Consider the following 20774-nt stretch of genomic DNA (forward strand, 5'->3'; position numbering starts at 1 on the left):
CATTCAGCCTTACTAAAAGAGCTTTTGAAAATTGGTTTTGAGAAAAAAGAAAAAAGTCTACTTTTAACATGTCCTAAAAAAGGGAAGTCGACAATATAAGAATCCAATATCTTCTAAAATATTTTACATTATCTTTGTATTATGTGGAATAAACTAGACCAATTACGAAAGCAATACATAGACTTAAACCTCCATGAGGTAATTGACTATGAGAAATTTGCTATGATTTCGATTGTTTACCATTCCACAAAGATTGAAGGCTGCTCCTTGAGTGAGAGTGATACCAAAGTACTATTAGAAAAAGACATAACGGCTAAAGGCAAACCGCTAAGCGATCATTTAATGGTGAAAGACCATTATCAGGCTTTTCGCTTCGTTAAAGAATCTGCGCAGAAACAACAGAAGATATCCATCGAATTTATTCAAGCCATTGCTGCTCAAGTCATGAAAAACACGGGTGGTGAAGCAAATTCCATGGCAGGCTCCTTTAATACCGCCCATGGCGACTTACGCTTGGCACAGGTTTATGTCGACCAAAAATATTTTCCCGACTATAAAAAGGTTGAATCCTTATTAAGCCAACTCGTTGAAGCAAGCAATAAGAGTTTGAAGGGATTATCCGGCAATGATTGTCTAAAACTAGCTGCTGATGTTCATTACAACTTAGTCAATATTCATCCCTTTGGCGATGGTAATGGCCGTACTTCTCGCCTTCTAATGAATTATATTCAGCTTTTTAATAAAGAACCACTCATAAAAATATTCACTGAAGATAGAGCTGAGTACATTGATGCCTTAAATGAAACCGAGAAACAACAAGATCCAAATATATTTAGAACTTTTATTGCCTCACAGCAGATTAAGTTCTACGTGGCAGAAATTGAAAAATACAAAAAAAAGAATAAAGACTTTACTCTTCTGTTTTAAACAGGGTAAGCATTTCCCTTTTCCCTTTGATTTCATTCGACTCATCCGCCCTGTTATATAGAAAGGAAAATTAGCAATAAATGGTTGTACCGATATGAAATCGATAGTACTTTTTCTAAGTACCGCCATACGTATCAACAAAAAGAAAAAAGATGGCTACCTCACTTTCAATAGCCTCTTGTCGTATTTTAAGAAATTTAATACAGGTGAACTTGAATAAAACCCTTAAGTTCAAATTATTCCATTATAAAATTTGTCATATCAACTAATCTCTAATCAATAATCCGTAATCTTATTATCATCGTCCATTAATCATTAACAATTAATCACTAATCACTCAACTAAACATCGTACATCTAAACATTTCGACATACTTCGACAAGCTCAGTATTCGCTTCGAAAATCGAATCTTCAAATTAGCACATCGCCATCCCAATTCTCGGGACTGTTGTAAACTCCAGCATCAATTAATCCTTAATCTTTTATCGTTAATCCTTAATTCATTATCGTTAATCAATAATCAAGCTAATCCCTAACACCAAGCACCTAACAACCAGCACCTAACTACACATTATAAGTCGTACTCGCCGTATCCCCTCCGCGTCCAGTCCAGTTGGTATGGAAAAACTCACCACGCGGTTTATCTACTCGCTCATAGGTATGTGCTCCAAAATAATCACGTTGCGCTTGTAATAAGTTAGCAGGCAATTGCTCACTTCTGTATCCATCAAAATAACTTAAGGCTGTGGAAATAGCAGGCACAGGTATACCATTTGTTACAGCCGCTGCAATAACTCTTCTCCATCCGGCTTGTGCATTATTAACTGTCTCTATAAAATAAGGATCCAGCAATAAGTTTGTTAACTTAGGCTCCTTATCATAGGCCTCCTTAATTTTACCTAAAAAGGCCGAACGAATAATACAGCCACCTCGCCACATTAGAGCAATACCCCCATAATTCAGATCCCATGCAAATTCATCTGCTGCTGTTTTCATGAGTGCATAGCCCTGGGCATATGAGACAATTTTTGCGGCGTACAAGGCATCCTTAATATCACTAATAAATTGTTTCTTATCGCCTTTAAACTCAAGCTTAGGTCCACTTAATAGCTTTGATGCTTCAACTCGTTCATCCTTTACAGACGATAAACAGCGTGAGAATACAGCTTCGCCAATTAATGTCAAAGGTACTCCAAGGTCTAAGGCCGTAATGCCCGTCCATTTACCAGTACCTTTTTGACCTGCTTTATCTAAAATTTTCTCAACCAGAGGTGAGCCATCCTCATCCTTAAAAGCCATGATGTCGCGAGTAATCTCCGTCAGATAAGAATCCAGTTCCTGCGTATTCCATTCCTTAAATACCTCGTGCATCTCATCAGCCGATAAGCCCAACAAGTCTTTCATGATATGATAAGCTTCAGTGATCAATTGCATATCACCGTATTCAATACCGTTATGTACCATCTTTACGAAATGACCGGCTCCACTTTCACCAACCCAGTCACAACATGGCGTGCCATCTTCCACTTTAGCAGCAATGGCCTGAAAGATTGGTTGAACAAGAGGCCACGCCTGCTTTGATCCTCCTGGCATAATCGAAGGCCCCAATAAAGCACCTTCTTCACCACCTGACACACCAGAACCAACATAAAGTAGACCTTTACTTTCTACCAATTTAACACGTCGTTCAGTATCAGGGTAGTGGGTGTTGCCTCCATCAATTATCACATCACCCTTGTCCAGTAAAGGAACGAGTGCATCAATGGTAGCATCCACTGCTCCACCCGCCTTAATCATCATCATTACTTTTCGTGGTCGTTCCAATGAATCAACCAATTCTTTTAGAGAATGCGTACCCATAATATTTTTTCCCTTTGCGCGGGCGGCCAAAAAATCATCCACCTTTGATGTCGAACGATTAAATACAGAAACTTGAAAACCCTTACTTTCCATGTTTAGCACTAAATTCTCTCCCATTACTGCCAGACCAATCAATCCTATATCTGATAACTTTTGCATGATATATGTAGTTTTTACTTTTTTCTTAAATAATGTGACACTTTGCAATCCAAAGGTAGTTGATACTTTTAAATTGACATAACAATAACCCCAATACAAATGATTATAGGGATCAAGGAATAAGAAGGCCACATAGTTCAAATGGTATAATAAAATGAAACAAGTAGTGTAGCTAAAAGTTTACGTTCACATCTAATTTAATTATTCGAGCTGGAAGCTGAGCCAGGCTAAGCTCGTGGAGGTAAATATTCTTCAATTCAACATATCTCTTTATAGATTTTCGCAATCCTAACACCTAACACCTAACAACAAACACCTAACACCTAACACCTAACAACAAACACCTAATACCTACCAGCTCATCAGTAATCCTTATTCAGTGAACAGTGAGCAATGATCCTCGGTTAAATTCCAACATTCATTAAGCTCCAAATTGAACCATCTCCAAATTAGCAAATTGACTCATTTTCAAACCATCATTCCGATACTAGGAACTGTCGTATGCTCCAGCATCCTAATACCGCGTATGCCTTTGAATGCGTTTTAAACGTTTAATCAAATGGCGTTTTTTATAATACAAAACCAGGGAAGGAATATAGGCCACAAACATACCCAGGGATAAAACCAAGATAGTCAACTTAAGCATACCCAAGTTACACAAGCTAAAACCTAAAATCACAAAGGCGATATTGACACCACCGATAATGAGACTTATTTGCAAATGTGTAAAACCGAGAGCCAACATACGATGGTGGATGTGGTTTTTGTCAGCTGTAAAAGGCGAGTTACCTTGTGATACCCTTAAGAAGAAAACACGGATGGTATCAATCACTGGCACAATTAGTATTGATAAAGCAACAGCAGGAGCACTGTTCATCTGATAAACCTGCTGAGTAACATTAGACTTACTATTAAATTCACTAAAGGTAATTGCAACCACTGCCACCAAGAAACCTAGAATAAGTGAACCTGTATCACCCATAAAAATTTTCTGACGTCTGGAGAAAATATTATAATATGAAAAGGCCAGTAAGCCACCAACTAAAGCGGCCACTAAAACAGGAATATGAAATTGATTATTGATAAAAAACCAGGTTCCAAAGGAGAGCAGACTAATAATACCAGTAATAGCAGCTAAACCATCAATCCCATCAATGAGGTTAAAACCATTAACTATAAAGATGATGCTGAAAATAGTAAACATCACACTCCAAAATGCATTGGGATTAATACCAAAGAAACCATGAAAGTCCGTTAACATCAAACCACCTAATCCAACAATAATAATGGCAGCTAACAACTGACCAGCCAGCTTCACCATTGGTGCCGTAGCTAAAATATCATCTTTAATACCAATGGCAAAAATAATGATGAGTGCAGGTGTTAAAAAAGGGATATGTGGAAACTCAAACCAATCAACAAAAAGTGTATAAGTAAAGATGAAACCTATAAAAATGGCGATTCCTCCCAAGGTAGGAATCTTAATGCGATGTACAGTTCTTTTATTTGGTTCATCAAACAGGTTTTTCATTCGCGCCACCCTTAAGATGGTTGGTATAGAAAGAAATACCAACAAGAATGATAAAAATGAAGCAAACGGAACTAATAGACGAATGGTATAATCGTTCATAAAACTAATTAAATACAAATGCAAAATTACAAAAACACTTTCAAGAAACTATTATCCCGCACACACAATGTACGCAACATCATTAATTTTGTTTGTAATTAAAGTCGATTTTTTAGCAATAGTGAGCAAAGATCCGATGGTTCAAAGGCTTAGTCGAACAGCAACATCATCCTTGAATTGTATATTTCATAATATTAAATAAGCTGCCCTTTCAGGGCGATTACCCCTATTACCATTATTGCCCAAGGCGATGCCTCGAGCTAAAGTGAATTGGGCTTTCAGCCCGGTATTCATTTTAAACACATAGTAGCAAGCTATTTCAACCAGCATTCGCTTCAAGTTGCACACTTCCTCTCCTTCAGGAAGGATTGAGGTGAGGTATTACGTCACAAATTGGTAATATCCATCTAACAATATTTGCCCTGAAAGGGCTAATTAATTCAAGCCCATGCTACGCATGGGTATACCTCACGCACTTGATCCTGCGCCCTGAAAGGGAAGATAACCAAAACGAAGAGCCTAATTAATATATTTCATTATCACAACCCCAATCGGCATAATACGATCTAAACTGCCCTTTCAGGGCGTTTTCCCACATTATATTATTGTCCAAGGCGATACCTTGGGCTGAAGTCAATTGGGCTTTCAGCCCGTTTTTCCATTTTAAACGCTTAGCATTAAACCATTTCAACCAACTTTCTACCCCAAGTTGCACACTTCCACTCCTTCAGGAGAGGATCGAGGTGAGGTATTAGGACATACAATACCCATCCCCATCCAAACGTTTGCTAGACCTAGAAATTCAAAATCGTTAAATAATACTTCATATAACTAAAGAAATAGCTATTTTTGAATGTTATCAATTCGTTTATGTAGGCTAATTGAAATATGAATTATTACATTTTTCAACAAACAGCTCACCTACAACACATTATTTAAGCAAAGAAATGAATAAATATAAATACATGAATCGCTTTCATTGCAAGACTATCTTAGGGCAAATCCGACGTTTTAGTTTTATGCTTCTGTTATTACTAAGTTTTTATAGCTGCATTCCGCAAAAGGAGATTGTTCTTCTTCAAGATATGGAGGGTGATAAGAACTATAAAAATCCTTTTGATGAACTTGAAAGCATCACCGATAAATACATCTTACAAGCCAACGATTATTTATTCATTAATGTAACCACACCGGATCCGAAAATCTCAGAGTTCTTTAATCAAACTAGATCTGGAACGGCAAACACACAACAGAATCAAAACTTTTTCTATTACCAGATTGATGACCAGATGAACATTGATTTCCCCTATGTTGGTGATATCAACCTGAAAGGATGTAATGTTAAGATGGGAAAAGCAAAGGTACAAGAGGCACTAAAGCCCTACTTAAAAGAATATAACCTCACCTTCAAGTTAGCATCGAACACTTTCACAGCCTTGGGCGAATTCAGGAGCCAGGGGGTGATTAATATGAACAAAGAGCAGGTCACCATATTTGAGGCCGTTGCCCTGGCTGGAGGCACAACACCATTCGGAAAGATCAAACAACTTAGTATTATGCGGCAAACAGAGAATGGCGCGGTTACTCACATAGTTGATCTAACAGATAAAAACCTGATCAACTCGGAGTATTATTACATCTATCCGAACGACATGTTGTATGTACGCCCAATGAAAGCGAAACAATTTGGCATTGGCGAATCATTTTCCTTAGGCATGCTTAGTGCTGCGCTAGCCTTATACCTAACCTTATCTACGCTTATTAAATAATCATAAGAATGCCTTCAACTACCAATCAATCTACCAATATTCAAGGTTCATTCTTCAACATTGATCCCAAACGGTTTCTGCATGATTTATTGCGTTACTGGTGGATCTTTGCCATTACCTTGCCAATTAGTATTCTTAGCGTGTATATGATGCACAGGTATATCGTACCTGTTTACGGTGCCTCCATTTCATTATTACTTGAAGAGCGTGGAGAAAAGGGGACGCAAACCAATATGATGGAAGGTTTTGGTTTGACGCCCGGGCAACAGAATGTAGAAAACCAAATGGCCATCCTAACATCCTGGGACATTGTACAACGCACCATCGACCAACTGGATTTTCACGTCTCCTACTTTATTAGCGGGCATCTTAAAGAAACCGAGATTTACGACAATCCGAGTTATTGGGTCGAATTTGATTCGATTCACCCACAGCTATTAAACACACCCATTAACATCACCTACATCAGTAAAGATGAATATAAATTAAGTGTTAATACCGAAACAGCCAGTACCTATATTTATAAAAATAAAAGACGAGGTCCCAAAGTTTCTAATTTAGCTTTTGAACAAGTTTATAAATTTGGCGAGAAGGTTACTACAGCCTGGGCTTCTTTTACCATTACTAATCGATATAATTCATTTAATAGTGATCAGGAATTATATTTCCTTTTTAATCATCCCGGTAGCATAGCGGCTACTTACAAAAGTAAATTACGTGCCTATCGCACCAACGAAACATCCTCCATCGTTAGAGTTTCTTTAAGTGGAACTAACCGAGCTAAAAACATTACCTTTCTTAATAAACTGGCTGAAGTATTTATTGCTAATAACCTGGCTCAGAAGAACCAAATTGCTACCAACACCATTAAATTTATTGAAGAGCAATTAACGGTTATATCTGACACCTTACACACAACGGGCTCGCAACTTAGTCAATTTCGAACCAACAACCGCATACAAAGTGTCTCAGCTAAAGCAGATTACTTATTTACAGGCTTGCAGGACATGGAGCAGCAGCTGGCTCAACACGAAATTACGCGTCGCTACTTTCTTTATTTAAAAGAATACTTCAGTCAAGACTTAAGTGCCAACGAAGTAATTGCCCCGGCCCTATACCAAACCGATAACGGTTTACTCAATGATCAGATCAGGCAAATAATGGAATTGAACAGCCAAAGAATGGGGCTGCGCGAATCATATAGCGAAGTACTAAATCCAGCCAATAAGGATCTTGAAAATCAGATCAGTATTGCAACCATGACCCTTCTTAAAACAATTAATAGCCAACTCGAAATAATTGACCGCACAGTGCAACGCATCAATGAAAACAAGGCAGATAGGGAACAGGAACTTTATCAACTTCCTGAAACTGAGCGACGCTTATTGGGCATAGAACGTAAGTTTGAATTAAGTAACGAAGTATATACCTTTCTGCTTCGCAAGCGATCAGAATCACAGATTCAAAAGGCCTCTAACACACCCGACCATCAAGTACTTGAAGCAGCTAAACACAATGGTCAAATATCACCTAATGCAGCTGGAGATCGAAAAAAAGCTTTCTTAGTTGGGCTTATTCTACCATTGGCTTTTATTGGACTTCGTCAAATTTTAAACAACAAAATAATAGATCACGAAGACGTTGAACAAATTACATCATTACCAATTCTAGGTCAGATCCTTCATAATACAAAGGAAGAAAGCAATGTAGTGCGTCATCATCCTAAATCAGTCATCACCGAAACTTTCCGTCGTGTGAGAACGCGCCTTGATTTTATGAATGAAGGAAAAGCCTGCCCTGTTATTGGAGTAACCTCATCCATGCCTGGTGAAGGAAAAACCTTTTGTGCGATGAATATGGCGGCTGCCCTGGCAATAAGCGGCAAACGAACTGTACTTTTGGGCTTTGACTTACGTAAACCTGGTTTGAATAAATTAATTGAAAGCAATGGTCAAATGGGAATTTCCAACTACCTCATTGGGCAAGCTGAATATGATGAAATTAAAATGATGTCGGGTCAGGAAAATCTTACCATTATACCCACAGGAGACATCCCCCCTAACCCATCAGAGCTCGTAAGCTCAGAAAAAACAAAAGAATTAATCAACAAGCTGAAAGAAGAGTTCGATACCATCATATTAGATACCCCACCTATGGGTATAGTATCTGACCCTTATTTACTGGCTCGCCACACCGACACTTTAGTTTTCTTGGTGCGTCAAAATCATACCATAAAAAAGATACTCGGTCACACCTTGAAAAACATACAAGACGAAGGCATAACAAATGTTGGCATTCTTCTAAACGATGTAAACGTGAAGAAAGGTAGATACGCCTACTCCTATAACTATGGTTACGGCTATGGATATAGATATGGACAAGGGTATTATGAGGATTAAAATAATTATTGATTAAGGATTAGAGATTAAGGATTAAGGAGCGGCTCTTTCTATGCGTTTGGCAAAAGAGCCGCTCCTTTGTGTTGTAACACAAATAAATATTGAGTAAATTGATTGTTTCTTATAACGATACAACATGGTAAGAATACACACTAAAAGCATTGCACTTATAATGCTTATTATTTTTGTTGCTTGCTCAATCACAAAGAAAAATACAAGTTCTAGCAGAATACTTACAACTGAGGTTGCCAAGACCTATTACGTTGCACCTTACAAAGTAAATTGCACAGGTGTTAGTGAACAAAGCTGTTTACTAGTAAAACACAACATTGATGCAAAATGGAACTTTTTCTACGATAATATCGATGGATTTAGTCACCAAGCGGGCTATACCTACATACTAAAAGTAAAAGAATCTCCTATGGACAACCCTCCTGCCGATGCTTCCAACATCAGATACGAATTGATGGAAATAAAAGATCAACGAAAAGTAAGGCAAGATTTAATTAGCATCTACGATATCTGGGGTATTGTAGCTCTCAATGGCCAATCCACCAGACCAAGTAAGGTATTTCAATCAATAGAAATCAATACGCAAAAACTAAAAATAATGGGTGAAGCCGGTTGCAATTCATACAGTGCTCAATTAAAAGCTGAAGATGGCAGCAATAAGTTTAGCATTTCGCAACTTACCATTACCAACAAGCAATGTGACTTTAGTAAAATTGAAGAAGAATTCTTAGAAGCCCTTCAACGAACAGAAACGTTCTATCGATTCAATAACACTCTACTCCTACTGGCCAATAATCAAATATTGATCGAAGCCAGAAGAATGGATTAATAGTAACTTTAAAAAATTAAGGATGCAATCTCTATTAGCAATTTGCAAATAGAGATCGCATTATTATTATCGTTCCTTACATAATCCAAGGATAACTTATACTTTATTCTCTCCCCGATAGTCCCGATAGCTATCGGGATCGGGATCGGGATCGGGGCTTTAATTCTTCATCTTTAATTACTAATCATTAAACATCCTATCCCGATACCCGGGACTGTTATAAGCTCCAGCATCCTAAAAAACTCTACGGAAACTTAGGAAACTGCTGAAAATCAGGATCTCTTTTTTCTAAAAAGGCATTACGTCCTTCTTGAGCTTCTTCCATCAGATAGAACATTAAGGTAGCATCACCAGCCATTTCCATTATACCTGTTTGTCCATCCAATTCAGCGTTTAATCCACGTTTAATCATACGAAGTGCCATAGGGCTGCGCTGCATCATCGTTTTACACCATTCAATAGTTGTAGCTTCTAACTCATCAAATGGAACAACCGTATTAACCAAGCCCATATCTTCGGCCTCTTTTGCAGAGTATTGCTTACATAAGAACCAAATCTCACGCGCTTTTTTCTGGCCAACGTGACGCGCCAAATAAGACGAACCAAATCCGCCATCGAAACTACCAACTTTAGGACCACTTTGGCCAAATATGGCATTTTCTGAAGCAACTGTTAAATCACATACCACATGTAATACATGGCCTCCTCCAATGGCATAACCATTCACCATAGCCACAACAGGTTTAGGCATGGAACGAATGCGTTTGTGTAAATCCAGAACATTAAGGCGAGGTATACCATCATCATCGATATAACCACCATGTCCCTTTACATTTTGATCTCCACCTGAACAGAAAGCTTTATCACCAGCCCCTGTAAGCACTATCACACCCACATCCTGACGCTCACGACAAACATCAAATGCCTCAATTAATTCATTAACAGTCTTCGGTCGAAAAGCATTGTATACCTTTGGTCGATTAATGGTAATTTTTGCTATTCCTTCTGCAAATTCAAATTTAATATCTTCGTACTCCTTTACTGAAGTCCATTGTAATTGGCTCATAATTCTTCTTTTAAACGTTTAAAATAAGATTTCAGCACACCCGCATTATCTTTGCCAGGTGTTTTTACTTCTAATATAATGGCTTTATCACTTTCTGCAAAAAGGCTATCTAAACCTACATTTAATTGCTCCTCATCCTCGGCACATAAATAATCCAAGCCGTACATCTCAGCCAAAGGTTTGACGTTTAACTGATGTTTTGCTTCAAAATAAGTCTCTAACTCATCGGTATCAGATGGCCCGGGAATAAAGCGGAATATTCCACCTCCCCCATTATTCACTACTAATATTCGCAAATTTGGTTTAAGGTAATTGTTCCATAAACCATTACTATCGTATAAAAAGGATAAATCTCCTGTCACCAATAAAGTAGGCTTTTCACTTATATAAGCAGCGCCAACGGCCGTACTGGTGCTTCCATCAATGCCACTGGTACCACGGTTACAATAGGACTCAAGCTGATGAAAACTTTCAAATAACTGCGCATAACGAATAGCAGAACTATTTCCCCACTGTAATTGCCAGTTATGAGGCAATTTCTGTTTTAGGCAGTCAAACACTTTTAAGTCACTCCATTTAACTTTTGACAAGTATTCGGCATGATGCTTCTCAGACCTTTCAGCTCGTGATAACCATGTTATTTTATATCTGCTCTTAACACTTTCTATGCTCGGCAATAATTGCTCAAAAAATTGTGCTGGCTCGGCTTCAATAGAGGTAGATAGTTGCTTGTAGGTATCCAAATGACGATTAACCCCACTCAAGTGCCAATGGTATTTGGCTGGGTACGATCTTAAGAAAGTCTTCACCATTTTCGAAACAACAGCCCCATCCATGGTTATGAGCAACTTAGGCTTATAAAAATGAACTTCCTCTTCGGTAATTGTAGACATCACCTTATCAATACCAGCAACAAACTGATCTCCGCTGACATTTGATATTGTTTCGCTAAGCACAACTACCTGCTCCATCTCTGCCAATTGATTAAGCACCTTATTTAATGCTTCATTAGGCGTTTGTAAACCAGCTATTATTAAAATGGCATCACTCTTATTCCAGGTCGTACTTAATTCAGCAATGGCGGTTTCTGGCAGATGGTATTCACTTGCCACTTGTTGAATTAACTTGCCTTCCGATTTTGGATGAACCGTTTTTCCATATAATGGTTCGCGTAGAGGTAGATTAATATGCACCGGTCCTGCTTTAGGATGTTGGCAATGATAAAAAGCTTCACTAACCAATCGGTTTACATACCAACTATTCTCTTCCAGATAAGAGGGTAAATTACAAGAATACTTAACCACATTATCCAGTGCTCCTATTTGTCGAATGGTCTGCCCATCACCTTGATCGATCCATTCCATGGGACGATCGGCACTAATAACCACCAAGGGAATTTGCTGATAATAAGCCTCTGCCAGTGCTGGTGCATAATTCAACAGTGCGGAACCACTGGTACATACCAATGCAACAGGTCGTTTGGTTTGCTGAGCAATGCCCAAGGCAAAAAAACCAGCGCTACGCTCATCAACTATACTGAAACAATTAAATTCGGGTTGAGCAGCAAAGGTAATGGTTAAAGGCGCATTTCGCGATCCTGGCGAAATAACTACTTCCCTTAAACCCTCAGCCAAACAAATATCTACTAAAGTCTTAACAACTCTTTTTTCTGAAACTGCTTTACTCATAAGTCTGCAAATTTCTCATATTTTTCATAACAGACAATAGCGTTTGCGCTTTCAATTCAGTCTCATCCCATTCTTTTTGTAACTCACTGCCCTTTGTAAGTCCTCCACCTACATATAACACAGCACTTTCCTTAAATAATTTGAGACAACGAATATTTACAAAAAAAGCAAACTCATCATAATTTATTGGGCCTAAAAAACCGGAATAATACTCCCTATCGTAATTTTCGCATTCGCTTATTAATAGCTTAGCTTTTTCTTTAGGCATACCACAAACCGCTGGAGTTGGATGTAATTGATAAAGCAAATCAGAAGTATTAGTTTTCAATTGTTCTTTGGCAAAAGAAAAATCTGTTCTTAAATGTTGTACCTGACCAGCTTTCATCGAATAAGGCCCCTCTTCACGATATGACTCAATGCCAATATTCTTCAGCTTATCTTTCATGTAGTCTGTCACTAAGGCTTGCTCTTTAAGCTCCTTCTCACCCCATTCCAGCTCATCGCTATTTGGTAAAGTTCCGGCTAAAGAAACTGTTTGTAGTTGCCCACCTTCTTGTTTCAACAAAAGTTCGGGTCCCGCCCCTATCCAAAGTCCCGAAATAGGGGAATTGATAACATACACAAAAGCATGTGGATACATCTCACAAAGGGATTCGAATAAGGGAATTATACTGGATGAAGAAAGACCGTCTTCTTTTTTCAATCGAGATAGTATTACCTTATCAAGAGTTCCCTCGGATAAAGCCTCATACATCTTTTTAAATTGATCGGAGTAGCTATCAAAATCCTGCTCAGAAAGCTTACCACCAGACTCCTGAATTGTTAAAAGCCTTTTAATCTCCGAATCAAATCGTTTCAATAACACCGACGAATAAACTTCTTCAAAAACACTATCAATGAAGAAGCACTTCCCCTTTGATTTTGCAAAGGGATTAAACACAAAACCCTTCTGATTTAAATCACTATCACAAATCCCGTTCACCAACACCCTACTCTTTCCCAAAAGAATTTTTGATTCTTTCTGAAAAGGCAAACGATAAAGAACGACTGAATCGCAGTGATCCTTTATTTTCTGTATATTGATTGTCTTTATTTTCTCGTCTTTCACTTTCCTTCTTTCTTAAAACAAAGATAACAATTCTACCTCTTCGGGCATACCTTTCTACGCCTGCTTTTAACAATTAACACCTACAAAAAAAATCAATCCATCTACACAAAAAGCTCTTTTTACCTGACGAATGAAACCTTTTTGATGATAAACAGGTAAAAAGCATACACCCAAATACGTTATTATGAATTTTACACAACAAAATTCAAACTGGATTAATTGTAGTAAATACAATTTACTGCTATTAATTGTTGTTTTTAATTGCTTCTTACCAAGCTTTGCCGAAGAAACTGGTGGTGATTGTATCAACTGCTTTACTACCGAGCTTATATCTATGGAGCAAGTTGATGAATGCATTACAATTGAATTGGAAGTCAATGCATCCAATTGCAACTATGCCCTATCGCACTTTACAGCCGAAATACCATGTGGAACAGTGAGTGAGGCTTCAAACAGTGGTAACTGGCTTATGGAACTAAATAGTACTGATCCCACTACAGGAATACAAGGTATAAAAGTGGATGACATTGCAAATTTCGGAGAAAATGGAGCTACGGGAAGTTTCAGATTGACATATACCATTTGCTCAGATAACGCTGATTGCATAAGACTGATTAAGAATGAAGATTTCCGTGTAGCTTATAAAGCAGCCACATGCGTATTTATTGATACCATTGAAATAGACAATAGTAATCTAGAGGCTCAGATAGAGAGTTTTAACCCTACTTGTTATGGCTCAAATGATGGGCACATCAATGTAACGATCACTGAGGGTACACCACCGTACAACTTTCTTTGGAACACAGGAGACACCACTGAAGATCTTGATAAGCTAAACGCTGGTTCTTACGAAGTAACAATAAATGATGCGGCAGGTAAAAGCATCAATCTATCAAGCGAATTAATCCAAGCACCTGAAATAATTACAAATTCTACCATTACACATACCAACTGTAATGCCAATGATGGTGCAATACAGACTATAACCGAAGGAGGCACTCCACCATACAGCTATGAGTGGAATAATGGCGCTACCACGAAAGACATTGATCAACTGGGAAGTGGCACCTATTCATTAATTGTTACGGATTCGAAAGATTGTTCAAAGACTTATAATTATTCACTCAAAAAATTAACTTCCTTACGTGCAACAGTATCAACTGACGTACTAAAGTGCTACGAAAATGGATTTGGTGAATTGACGGTTAATGCTACTGGAGGTACCGAACCTTATACCTATTTATGGGCAAATGGAGATACAAGCAATACAAGTAAAAATCTGGATAGTGGTTCTCACAAAGTTCTAATCCGAGATGCCATGGGTTGTGAAATAGAAAAATATGGGTACGTCATTTTAGAACGACTATCTGTTACCACAAGTACTATTCAACCTGTTTGCAATGGCGAATCTACCGGCTCTTCAACACTAAGCATTAGTGAAGGAACAGAACCCTATGAAGTAAAATGGAGCACTGGAGATACGACACTAACTATTGAAAACCTAAATGCTGGCTGGTATTATGCAGAGGTAAGGGATTCAATGGGATGCAGCTTCCGCAAGTATGTACAAATTAAAGAACCAAATGAAATAAAACTACAGGCCATCTTCAACCGAAGCTCATGTAACGAAGCAGATTCGATAATTAAAATAAACCTCTCTGCATCAGGAGGAACAAGCCCTTACACTTATTATTACAATCAGATAGAAACAGAAAATAATCTACAAGTTGATAAAGAAGGCTATTACACCTTTTCTGTCGTTGATATTAATGGCTGCGAAAAGACTGACAGCATACTCGTCACTCGAAATAAAGCAGAATTAGAGAGTAACATAACCGTAACCCAGCCCAGCTGTCAACAATCGGAGTTTGGCACTGTTTACGTCACTATCTCCTCAGGTACTGCTCCCTATATCTATTATTGGTCAGACGGTGTAACAAGTGCCAATCGCACTGACTTAACACCAGGTACCTATACGCTCGAAATAACAGATAGTAAAAACTGTTCGGCTACACATGAAGTTAACATTAATGAAATTTTACTTCCATCGCTTAAACTTACTATGCAAGATGCGACCATCCTTTGTAGTTCGTTTAATAATATTCTAAATGCGGAAACAATTAACGTAGTAAATACGGAGTGGTTGGTGGAAAGTACGAACAATGATTGGGCCTTTGAGGAAACAAATATTGACTATGCCCTCTTTTCATCTGGAAGTAACCAGGCGACCTTTATAGCCAAAGGTATTAGTTCGGATGGATGTACAGTAATTGATACACTTACAACTGCATGTAGTGAAGATGATATTAAAGAGCCTATTGATCCGGATGATCCCAAAGATGATTGCGAAATCTGTTATACATGGGAGAATCTTTATATAAGCTCATTAGATAATGAATGTTTTAAATATGAAGCTGTTATCAAAACAGATGGTTCGTGCCGATACGACTTGTCGCACCTTACCGTTCAAATTGAAGAAGGTAATATGTCTGATATTTATAATTCTAAAGGCTGGAAAACTGAACAAAATTCTAAAGATCCAACCACAGGCATTTATGGTTTTAAACTTGACGACATTGCTAACTTCGGCAAAAAAGACAAAAATCAATTTGAACTCAGCTTTACAATTTGCAATAGTAACGAAGCTCAGACATCATTTGTTGTAGCTTACAAGGCAGCCCAATGCGTGTCATATGATACTATCTATTTTGATGCTAATATTGCAGAGCTGCCTGAAATAAATAGCTTTCCAAATCCTTTTACGGACATGGCTCAAATTGAATTCACCCCTACCGATAATGAACATGTGGAACTGAACATCTATGACATTCAGGGTAACCTAATGGAACAACTTTTTAAAGGCGAAGTGCAGAAAGATGTAAAATATCAATTTAACTTCAAGCCTGACAATTCATCTTCTAATATTTTCTTTTATCACCTGATCTATAGTGATGAAATAAAACAAGGAAAACTACTACAAATAAGATAACAAGCAAACAACATACTTGAATTAAAGAGCTACTGATGGTAGCTCTTTTTTTGTTATTATTGTTTATTAGAAAAAATACTTCTACCTTGAATACACCTTTAATAAACAAAAACAACTTTAATTTAATCTAAACACATGTACAAAATTACAAGTATTGCATTGCTGTTAATTGCCTTCTACAATAGCAATTTCGCTCAGGTGGATGTTAATTACCAACTACCTTCTCAAGAAATCTTAGAACTGGCCGATGTTCCATTACCTCCCTCTACCTCAACTAACAATGACGCCTCCATTATTATATTGATGTATCGTAATCAATACAAAAGCATTGGAGAATTATCGGAAAAAGAAATGAAGCTGGCTGGTATTCGTACCAATCCTAATACAAACATGTCGTCGAGAACAAGGTTTGTAAACAACTTTAAAGTTTTAAAAAATGGTGAAACTGAACCTGCACAAGTAAAAGGCTTACCAGAAAACCCACGAATTGCTAACATTAGTTGGTCGCCCGATCAAAGCAAATTGGCTTTTACAAATACCACCCTTGCTGGAACTGAGCTTTGGATGATTGAGCTGGCTACTCTAAAAGCTAAAAAGCTAACATCTGATATCATCAATGGCAATTTAAGAGGTACACCTTTCACTTGGCTTAAGGATAATTCGGGTCTGATTGCTAAAACCCTCCCAGAGAATCGCAAGCCATTAATTGATAAAAGCACAGCGATTCCAACTGGTCCGGTTGTATCTGTTAATGAGGGCAAAAAAGCCCAAAACAGAACTTATCAAGATTTATTGAAAGATAAGACGGATGAAACTAACTTCACATTACTGGCTCAATCAGAGTTAAACATCATCGGACTTGATGGCTCTTCTACACTTTGGGCTCCCAAAGCTATTTATCGAAATATAAACTTTTCACCTGATGGAAATTACGCAATTGTAGGTATTACAAAACAACCTTATTCTTATCTGGTACCTTATACTCGTTTTACAACAGAATATGTATTAATGAATAAGAAGGGTGAAAAAGTAAAAACATTAGTTGATATTCCCTTAATCGAAGATCTACCTCAAGGATTTATGGCAGAAAGAACAGGGCGTAGAGATTTCGGCTGGCGAAATGACAAACCAGCAACTCTATATTTTGCTGAAGTTCTTGACAATGGAGATCCTGAAGTAAAAGTTGATTATCGCGATGAAGTTTTTGAATGGCCAGCGCCATTTACTGGTGAGCCACGTTCTATCCTAAAAGTTATCAATCGCTTTAGTGGTATTATCTGGGGCGATGACAATAAGGCAATAGCCTATGATTACTGGTGGAACACACGTAATGTAAAGACTTACCTGTTTAATCCTTCAAATGCAGATCAGAAACCTGAAATTCTATTTGACAGAAATTACCAGGATAAGTATGCTGATCCGGGTTCGTTTGTTACGGCTAAAAATTCCCTTAACAGACATGTATTGGTCATAGACAAAAACTATGTTTACCTTGAAGGTGATGGCTATTCTGCGGAAGGTCAAAAGCCGTTCATCGATAAAATGAATCTGAAAACAAAAGCTAAGAACCGCTTATTTCAGGCTGATAATACCGATAAGTTAGAAACAATATCCAAAGTAATTGATGTTAAGAAAGGGAAGATTATTACAAGAATTCAATCTCCAACGGATTACCCTAACTACTACCTACGCAACATTAAATCAAGGAAAGCACCGCAGGCTATTACCAACTTCGAGAATCCATTTAAAAGCATTGCTGGCATTCACAAAGAAATGGTTAACTATAAACGTGAAGATGGTCTTGACCTAAATGGCACTTTATACCTACCGGCTGATTACGATTTTGAAAAGAAGGAAAAGTTGCCACTCATTATGTGGGCCTATCCTTATGAGTTCAAAGACAAAAAAAGTGCTTCACAAGTAACAAGCTCTGCCAATGAATTTATTTACCCTTGGTATGGTTCACCAGTATTTTGGGTCATGAAGGGATATGCCGTATTGGATGATGCAGCCTTCCCAATTGTTGGAGAAGGTGAAACTGAACCAAACGATAGTTTTATTCCTCAATTGGTCGGTAATGCAAAGGCTGCCATCGACTATTTGGATGAGCAAGGTTACATTGATAGAAACAGAGTTGCTGTTGGCGGGCATTCATACGGCGCATTCATGACAGCTAATCTTCTTTCTCACTCCGATTTATTTGCTGCAGGTATTGCACGTAGTGGTGCTTATAACAGAACGCTTACACCGTTTGGATTTCAAAGTGAAGAACGTAATTATTGGGAAGCACCCGGCATTTACAATACCATGTCTCCATTTATGAACGCTGAGAAGATGAAACATCCTTTGTTATTAATTCATGGAATTGAGGATAATAACTCAGGTACCTACCCAATGCAAAGTGAGCGTTATTTTAACGCTTTAAAAGGCCTTGGTGCAACGGTAAGGTTAGTGATGCTACCATCAGAAAGCCATGGTTACAGAGCGCGCGAATCAGTTCTTCATATGTTATGGGAGCAAGATCAATGGCTTGAAAAATACGTTAAAAATAAAAAGTAGAGCAAAACTCATCGGGTGACTCACAATGTTTTTTAAAAGTCATCCGATGAGTAATACCGACAAATCTCATCCTAAAATAATCATAACATGCCACTATCAACACAACTTGAGGAGCTTCATTATAAAAACTTGAAAAATCACCAATATGAATTAGCCATCCTTCCATGGGGAGCCACCGAAGCTCACAACTTTCATCTGCCTTATGGAACGGATAATTTTCAAGCAAATGTGATTGTTAAACAATCGGCACAAATAGCCAACGACAAAGGAGCTTCAGTACTTGTATTACCACCTATTCCATATGGTGTCAATACCGGACAAACAGATATACCATACGTTATCAACATGATGCCTTCTACCCAAGCAGCTATTATTAAAGATGTAGCACAATCTCTGTTTAAGCATGGTGTTAAAAAACTCTTACTCTTCAACGGTCACGGAGGAAACGATTTTAAATCGATCACCAGAGAGGTGGGACACTCATTTCCTGATCAATTAATCTGTACTTGCAATTGGTTTGAAGCGCTTAACCACAAAAACTACTTTGATCACGCGGGGCAACATGCCGACGAAATGGAGACTAGTTTAATGATGTATCTCTATCCTGAATTGGTACTTCCTTTGAGCGAAGCGGGTAATGGTCAGCATAAAAAATTCAGAGTGCATGCTTTAAATGAGTCGTGGGCTTGGGCCGAACGCGAATGGACCAAAGTAAGCAACGATACTGGCATTGGAAACCCTCACTATGCGAGCGCTGAGAAAGGCGAAAAGTATTTCAACGATGTTTGTCAGCTTATGAGCAACTTCTTTATTGAATTGGCCAATACCGCCAAAGATGATTTTTATAAATATTAAGAACTATTTAAATACGGCCATTACTGGTCGATGATCACTTCCCTTCTTCAAGAAATCTTTTTGACAAGCGGAAGGTTTAATGGTTGTGCTACTTTGATGATTATCAAACAACTCATTGGTAATTAGTATATGATCGATGTGACTAGGCCAGCCCGGGTAAGAGAAATTGGCACTTGATCCCAAAGCGATTTCGATGTCAGCAAAACGATAATTATTTGCATCTTCAACAAAGTTCCAAAAAACATTGTCATAAGAATAAACATCGCTTATATCATCATTCAGATCTCCTAAAACAATTACTCGCTCATCGTTTAAATTAGTATCAATATAATCTCTCAACTGCTCAGAAGCATCCCTTCTTCGGCCTTCATTTTCGTACCCACTACAACACTTCAGGTGATTATTAATTAAAAAAACCTCCAAACCAGATCCATGATGTTTTACTTTAATTTTAAATGGAGAACGAGGAAAAGCATACCAATCATCTAAAATAGCCTCGGTTTCTTCCTCGACTACTTCAATTTCTGAAGTCTTATACAAATATGCCAAAGAAAGCGACCCGGAAGATTCTGGCGTAAATACACTTTCCCATCCTGGAAGCTCATCAGCTAAGCGTGAAACCCAATATTCACTTCCCATTTCTTGTAAGGCAATAACATCCGCATCTAATTGCCCTATTAAACTTGCAATATAAGGCAGCCGTTCTGACATTTTATAGTCATGATAGTTACTATTTCTAAACTGCTCAATATTGAAAGTAACGACCTCTAATGCAGAAGAACTAGTAGCAGGCACGCATCCACTAAAATCATATTTCCAGTTTACTGCTTGCTCATCTTCTTTTTCACAAGAGGTGAATATCAAACAAAGAGCCGTAAAAATCGAAATGTAAATTTGCTGCTTCATACTACCTTATAATATCAT

Annotated in this window: 15 protein-coding genes; 8 read left to right on the forward strand and 7 right to left on the reverse strand. The window is 37.9% G+C overall.

Going from position 1 to position 20774, the window contains the following annotated elements; translation table 11 throughout:
• Positions 1-141 precede the first annotated feature (141 nt).
• Together ACRD7B_RS19010 and ACRD7B_RS19015 are read left to right on the forward strand one after the other, a co-directional pair.
• Positions 142-927 (forward strand): Fic family protein, encoded by a 786-nt coding sequence (locus ACRD7B_RS19010; RefSeq protein WP_430826221.1) that lies wholly within the window; start codon positions 142-144, stop codon positions 925-927.
• A 94-nt stretch (positions 928-1021) separates the two neighbouring features.
• Positions 1022-1147 carry a hypothetical protein gene (locus ACRD7B_RS19015; protein ID WP_430826222.1) on the forward strand — a complete coding sequence of 42 codons (126 nt, stop codon included), beginning with the start codon at positions 1022-1024 and terminating at the stop codon, positions 1145-1147.
• Between the two features lie 344 nt (positions 1148-1491).
• On the opposite strand, the gene gnd is transcribed toward ACRD7B_RS19015, so the two are convergent.
• From gnd to ACRD7B_RS19030, 3 genes are all read right to left on the reverse strand, one after another.
• Positions 1492-2946: a decarboxylating NADP(+)-dependent phosphogluconate dehydrogenase gene (gene gnd / locus ACRD7B_RS19020; protein WP_430826223.1), complete on the reverse strand. Its 1455-nt coding sequence runs from the start codon at positions 2944-2946 to the stop codon at positions 1492-1494.
• 514 nt (positions 2947-3460) lie between these two features.
• Positions 3461-4576 (reverse strand): glycosyltransferase family 4 protein, encoded by a 1116-nt coding sequence (locus ACRD7B_RS19025; RefSeq protein ID WP_430826224.1) that lies wholly within the window; start codon positions 4574-4576, stop codon positions 3461-3463.
• 523 nt (positions 4577-5099) lie between these two features.
• Complete coding sequence (locus ACRD7B_RS19030) at positions 5100-5291, reverse strand: hypothetical protein (protein WP_430826225.1); 192 nt, start codon at positions 5289-5291, stop codon at positions 5100-5102.
• A 232-nt stretch (positions 5292-5523) separates the two neighbouring features.
• Between ACRD7B_RS19030 and ACRD7B_RS19035 the strand changes: the two genes are divergently transcribed.
• The 3 genes from ACRD7B_RS19035 (at position 5524) to ACRD7B_RS19045 (ending at position 9585) form a co-directional block, all read left to right on the forward strand.
• Positions 5524-6345, forward strand: coding sequence for a polysaccharide biosynthesis/export family protein (locus tag ACRD7B_RS19035; protein WP_430826226.1), 822 nt, complete (start codon positions 5524-5526; stop codon positions 6343-6345).
• 8 nt (positions 6346-6353) lie between these two features.
• Complete coding sequence (locus ACRD7B_RS19040; protein WP_430826227.1) at positions 6354-8744, forward strand: polysaccharide biosynthesis tyrosine autokinase; 2391 nt, start codon at positions 6354-6356, stop codon at positions 8742-8744.
• A gap of 136 nt (positions 8745-8880) precedes the next feature.
• The gene (locus ACRD7B_RS19045) at positions 8881-9585 is read left to right on the forward strand and encodes a DUF4377 domain-containing protein (protein WP_430826228.1); all 705 of its coding nucleotides are present in this window, start codon (positions 8881-8883) and stop codon (positions 9583-9585) included.
• Positions 9586-9829: 244 nt separating this feature from the next.
• Here ACRD7B_RS19045 and menB read toward each other — a convergent pair whose 3' ends face one another.
• From menB to ACRD7B_RS19060, 3 genes are read right to left on the reverse strand one after another with little or no spacing between them, the layout of a single operon-like run.
• Positions 9830-10651 (reverse strand): 1,4-dihydroxy-2-naphthoyl-CoA synthase, encoded by an 822-nt coding sequence (gene menB, locus ACRD7B_RS19050; RefSeq protein WP_430826229.1) that lies wholly within the window; start codon positions 10649-10651, stop codon positions 9830-9832.
• A complete protein-coding gene (menD, locus tag ACRD7B_RS19055) occupies positions 10648-12339 on the reverse strand; it encodes a 2-succinyl-5-enolpyruvyl-6-hydroxy-3-cyclohexene-1-carboxylic-acid synthase (protein WP_430826230.1) in 1692 nt (563 codons plus the stop codon). The genes menB and menD overlap by 4 nt, the downstream gene beginning before the upstream one ends.
• Positions 12332-13447 (reverse strand): isochorismate synthase, encoded by a 1116-nt coding sequence (locus tag ACRD7B_RS19060; protein ID WP_430826231.1) that lies wholly within the window; start codon positions 13445-13447, stop codon positions 12332-12334. Before ACRD7B_RS19060 ends, menD begins: the two co-directional genes overlap by 8 nt.
• A 184-nt stretch (positions 13448-13631) precedes the next feature.
• On the opposite strand from ACRD7B_RS19060, the gene ACRD7B_RS19065 reads away from it, so the two are divergent.
• The 3 genes from ACRD7B_RS19065 (at position 13632) to ACRD7B_RS19075 (ending at position 19850) form a co-directional block, all read left to right on the forward strand.
• Positions 13632-16436 (forward strand): SprB repeat-containing protein, encoded by a 2805-nt coding sequence (locus tag ACRD7B_RS19065; protein ID WP_430826232.1) that lies wholly within the window; start codon positions 13632-13634, stop codon positions 16434-16436.
• Between the two features lie 135 nt (positions 16437-16571).
• The gene (locus ACRD7B_RS19070) at positions 16572-18995 is read left to right on the forward strand and encodes an alpha/beta hydrolase family protein (RefSeq protein WP_430826233.1); all 2424 of its coding nucleotides are present in this window, start codon (positions 16572-16574) and stop codon (positions 18993-18995) included.
• Positions 18996-19082: 87 nt separating this feature from the next.
• Complete coding sequence (locus ACRD7B_RS19075) at positions 19083-19850, forward strand: creatininase family protein (RefSeq protein ID WP_430826234.1); 768 nt, start codon at positions 19083-19085, stop codon at positions 19848-19850.
• A gap of 3 nt (positions 19851-19853) precedes the next feature.
• Here the strand turns inward: ACRD7B_RS19075 and ACRD7B_RS19080 are convergent, their stop codons facing one another.
• Complete coding sequence (locus tag ACRD7B_RS19080) at positions 19854-20756, reverse strand: endonuclease/exonuclease/phosphatase family protein (protein WP_430826235.1); 903 nt, start codon at positions 20754-20756, stop codon at positions 19854-19856.
• Positions 20757-20774: the final 18 nt, after the last annotated feature.

Source organism: Carboxylicivirga fragile (assembly GCF_050589805.1).
Lineage (GTDB): Bacteria > Bacteroidota > Bacteroidia > Bacteroidales > Marinilabiliaceae > Carboxylicivirga > Carboxylicivirga fragile.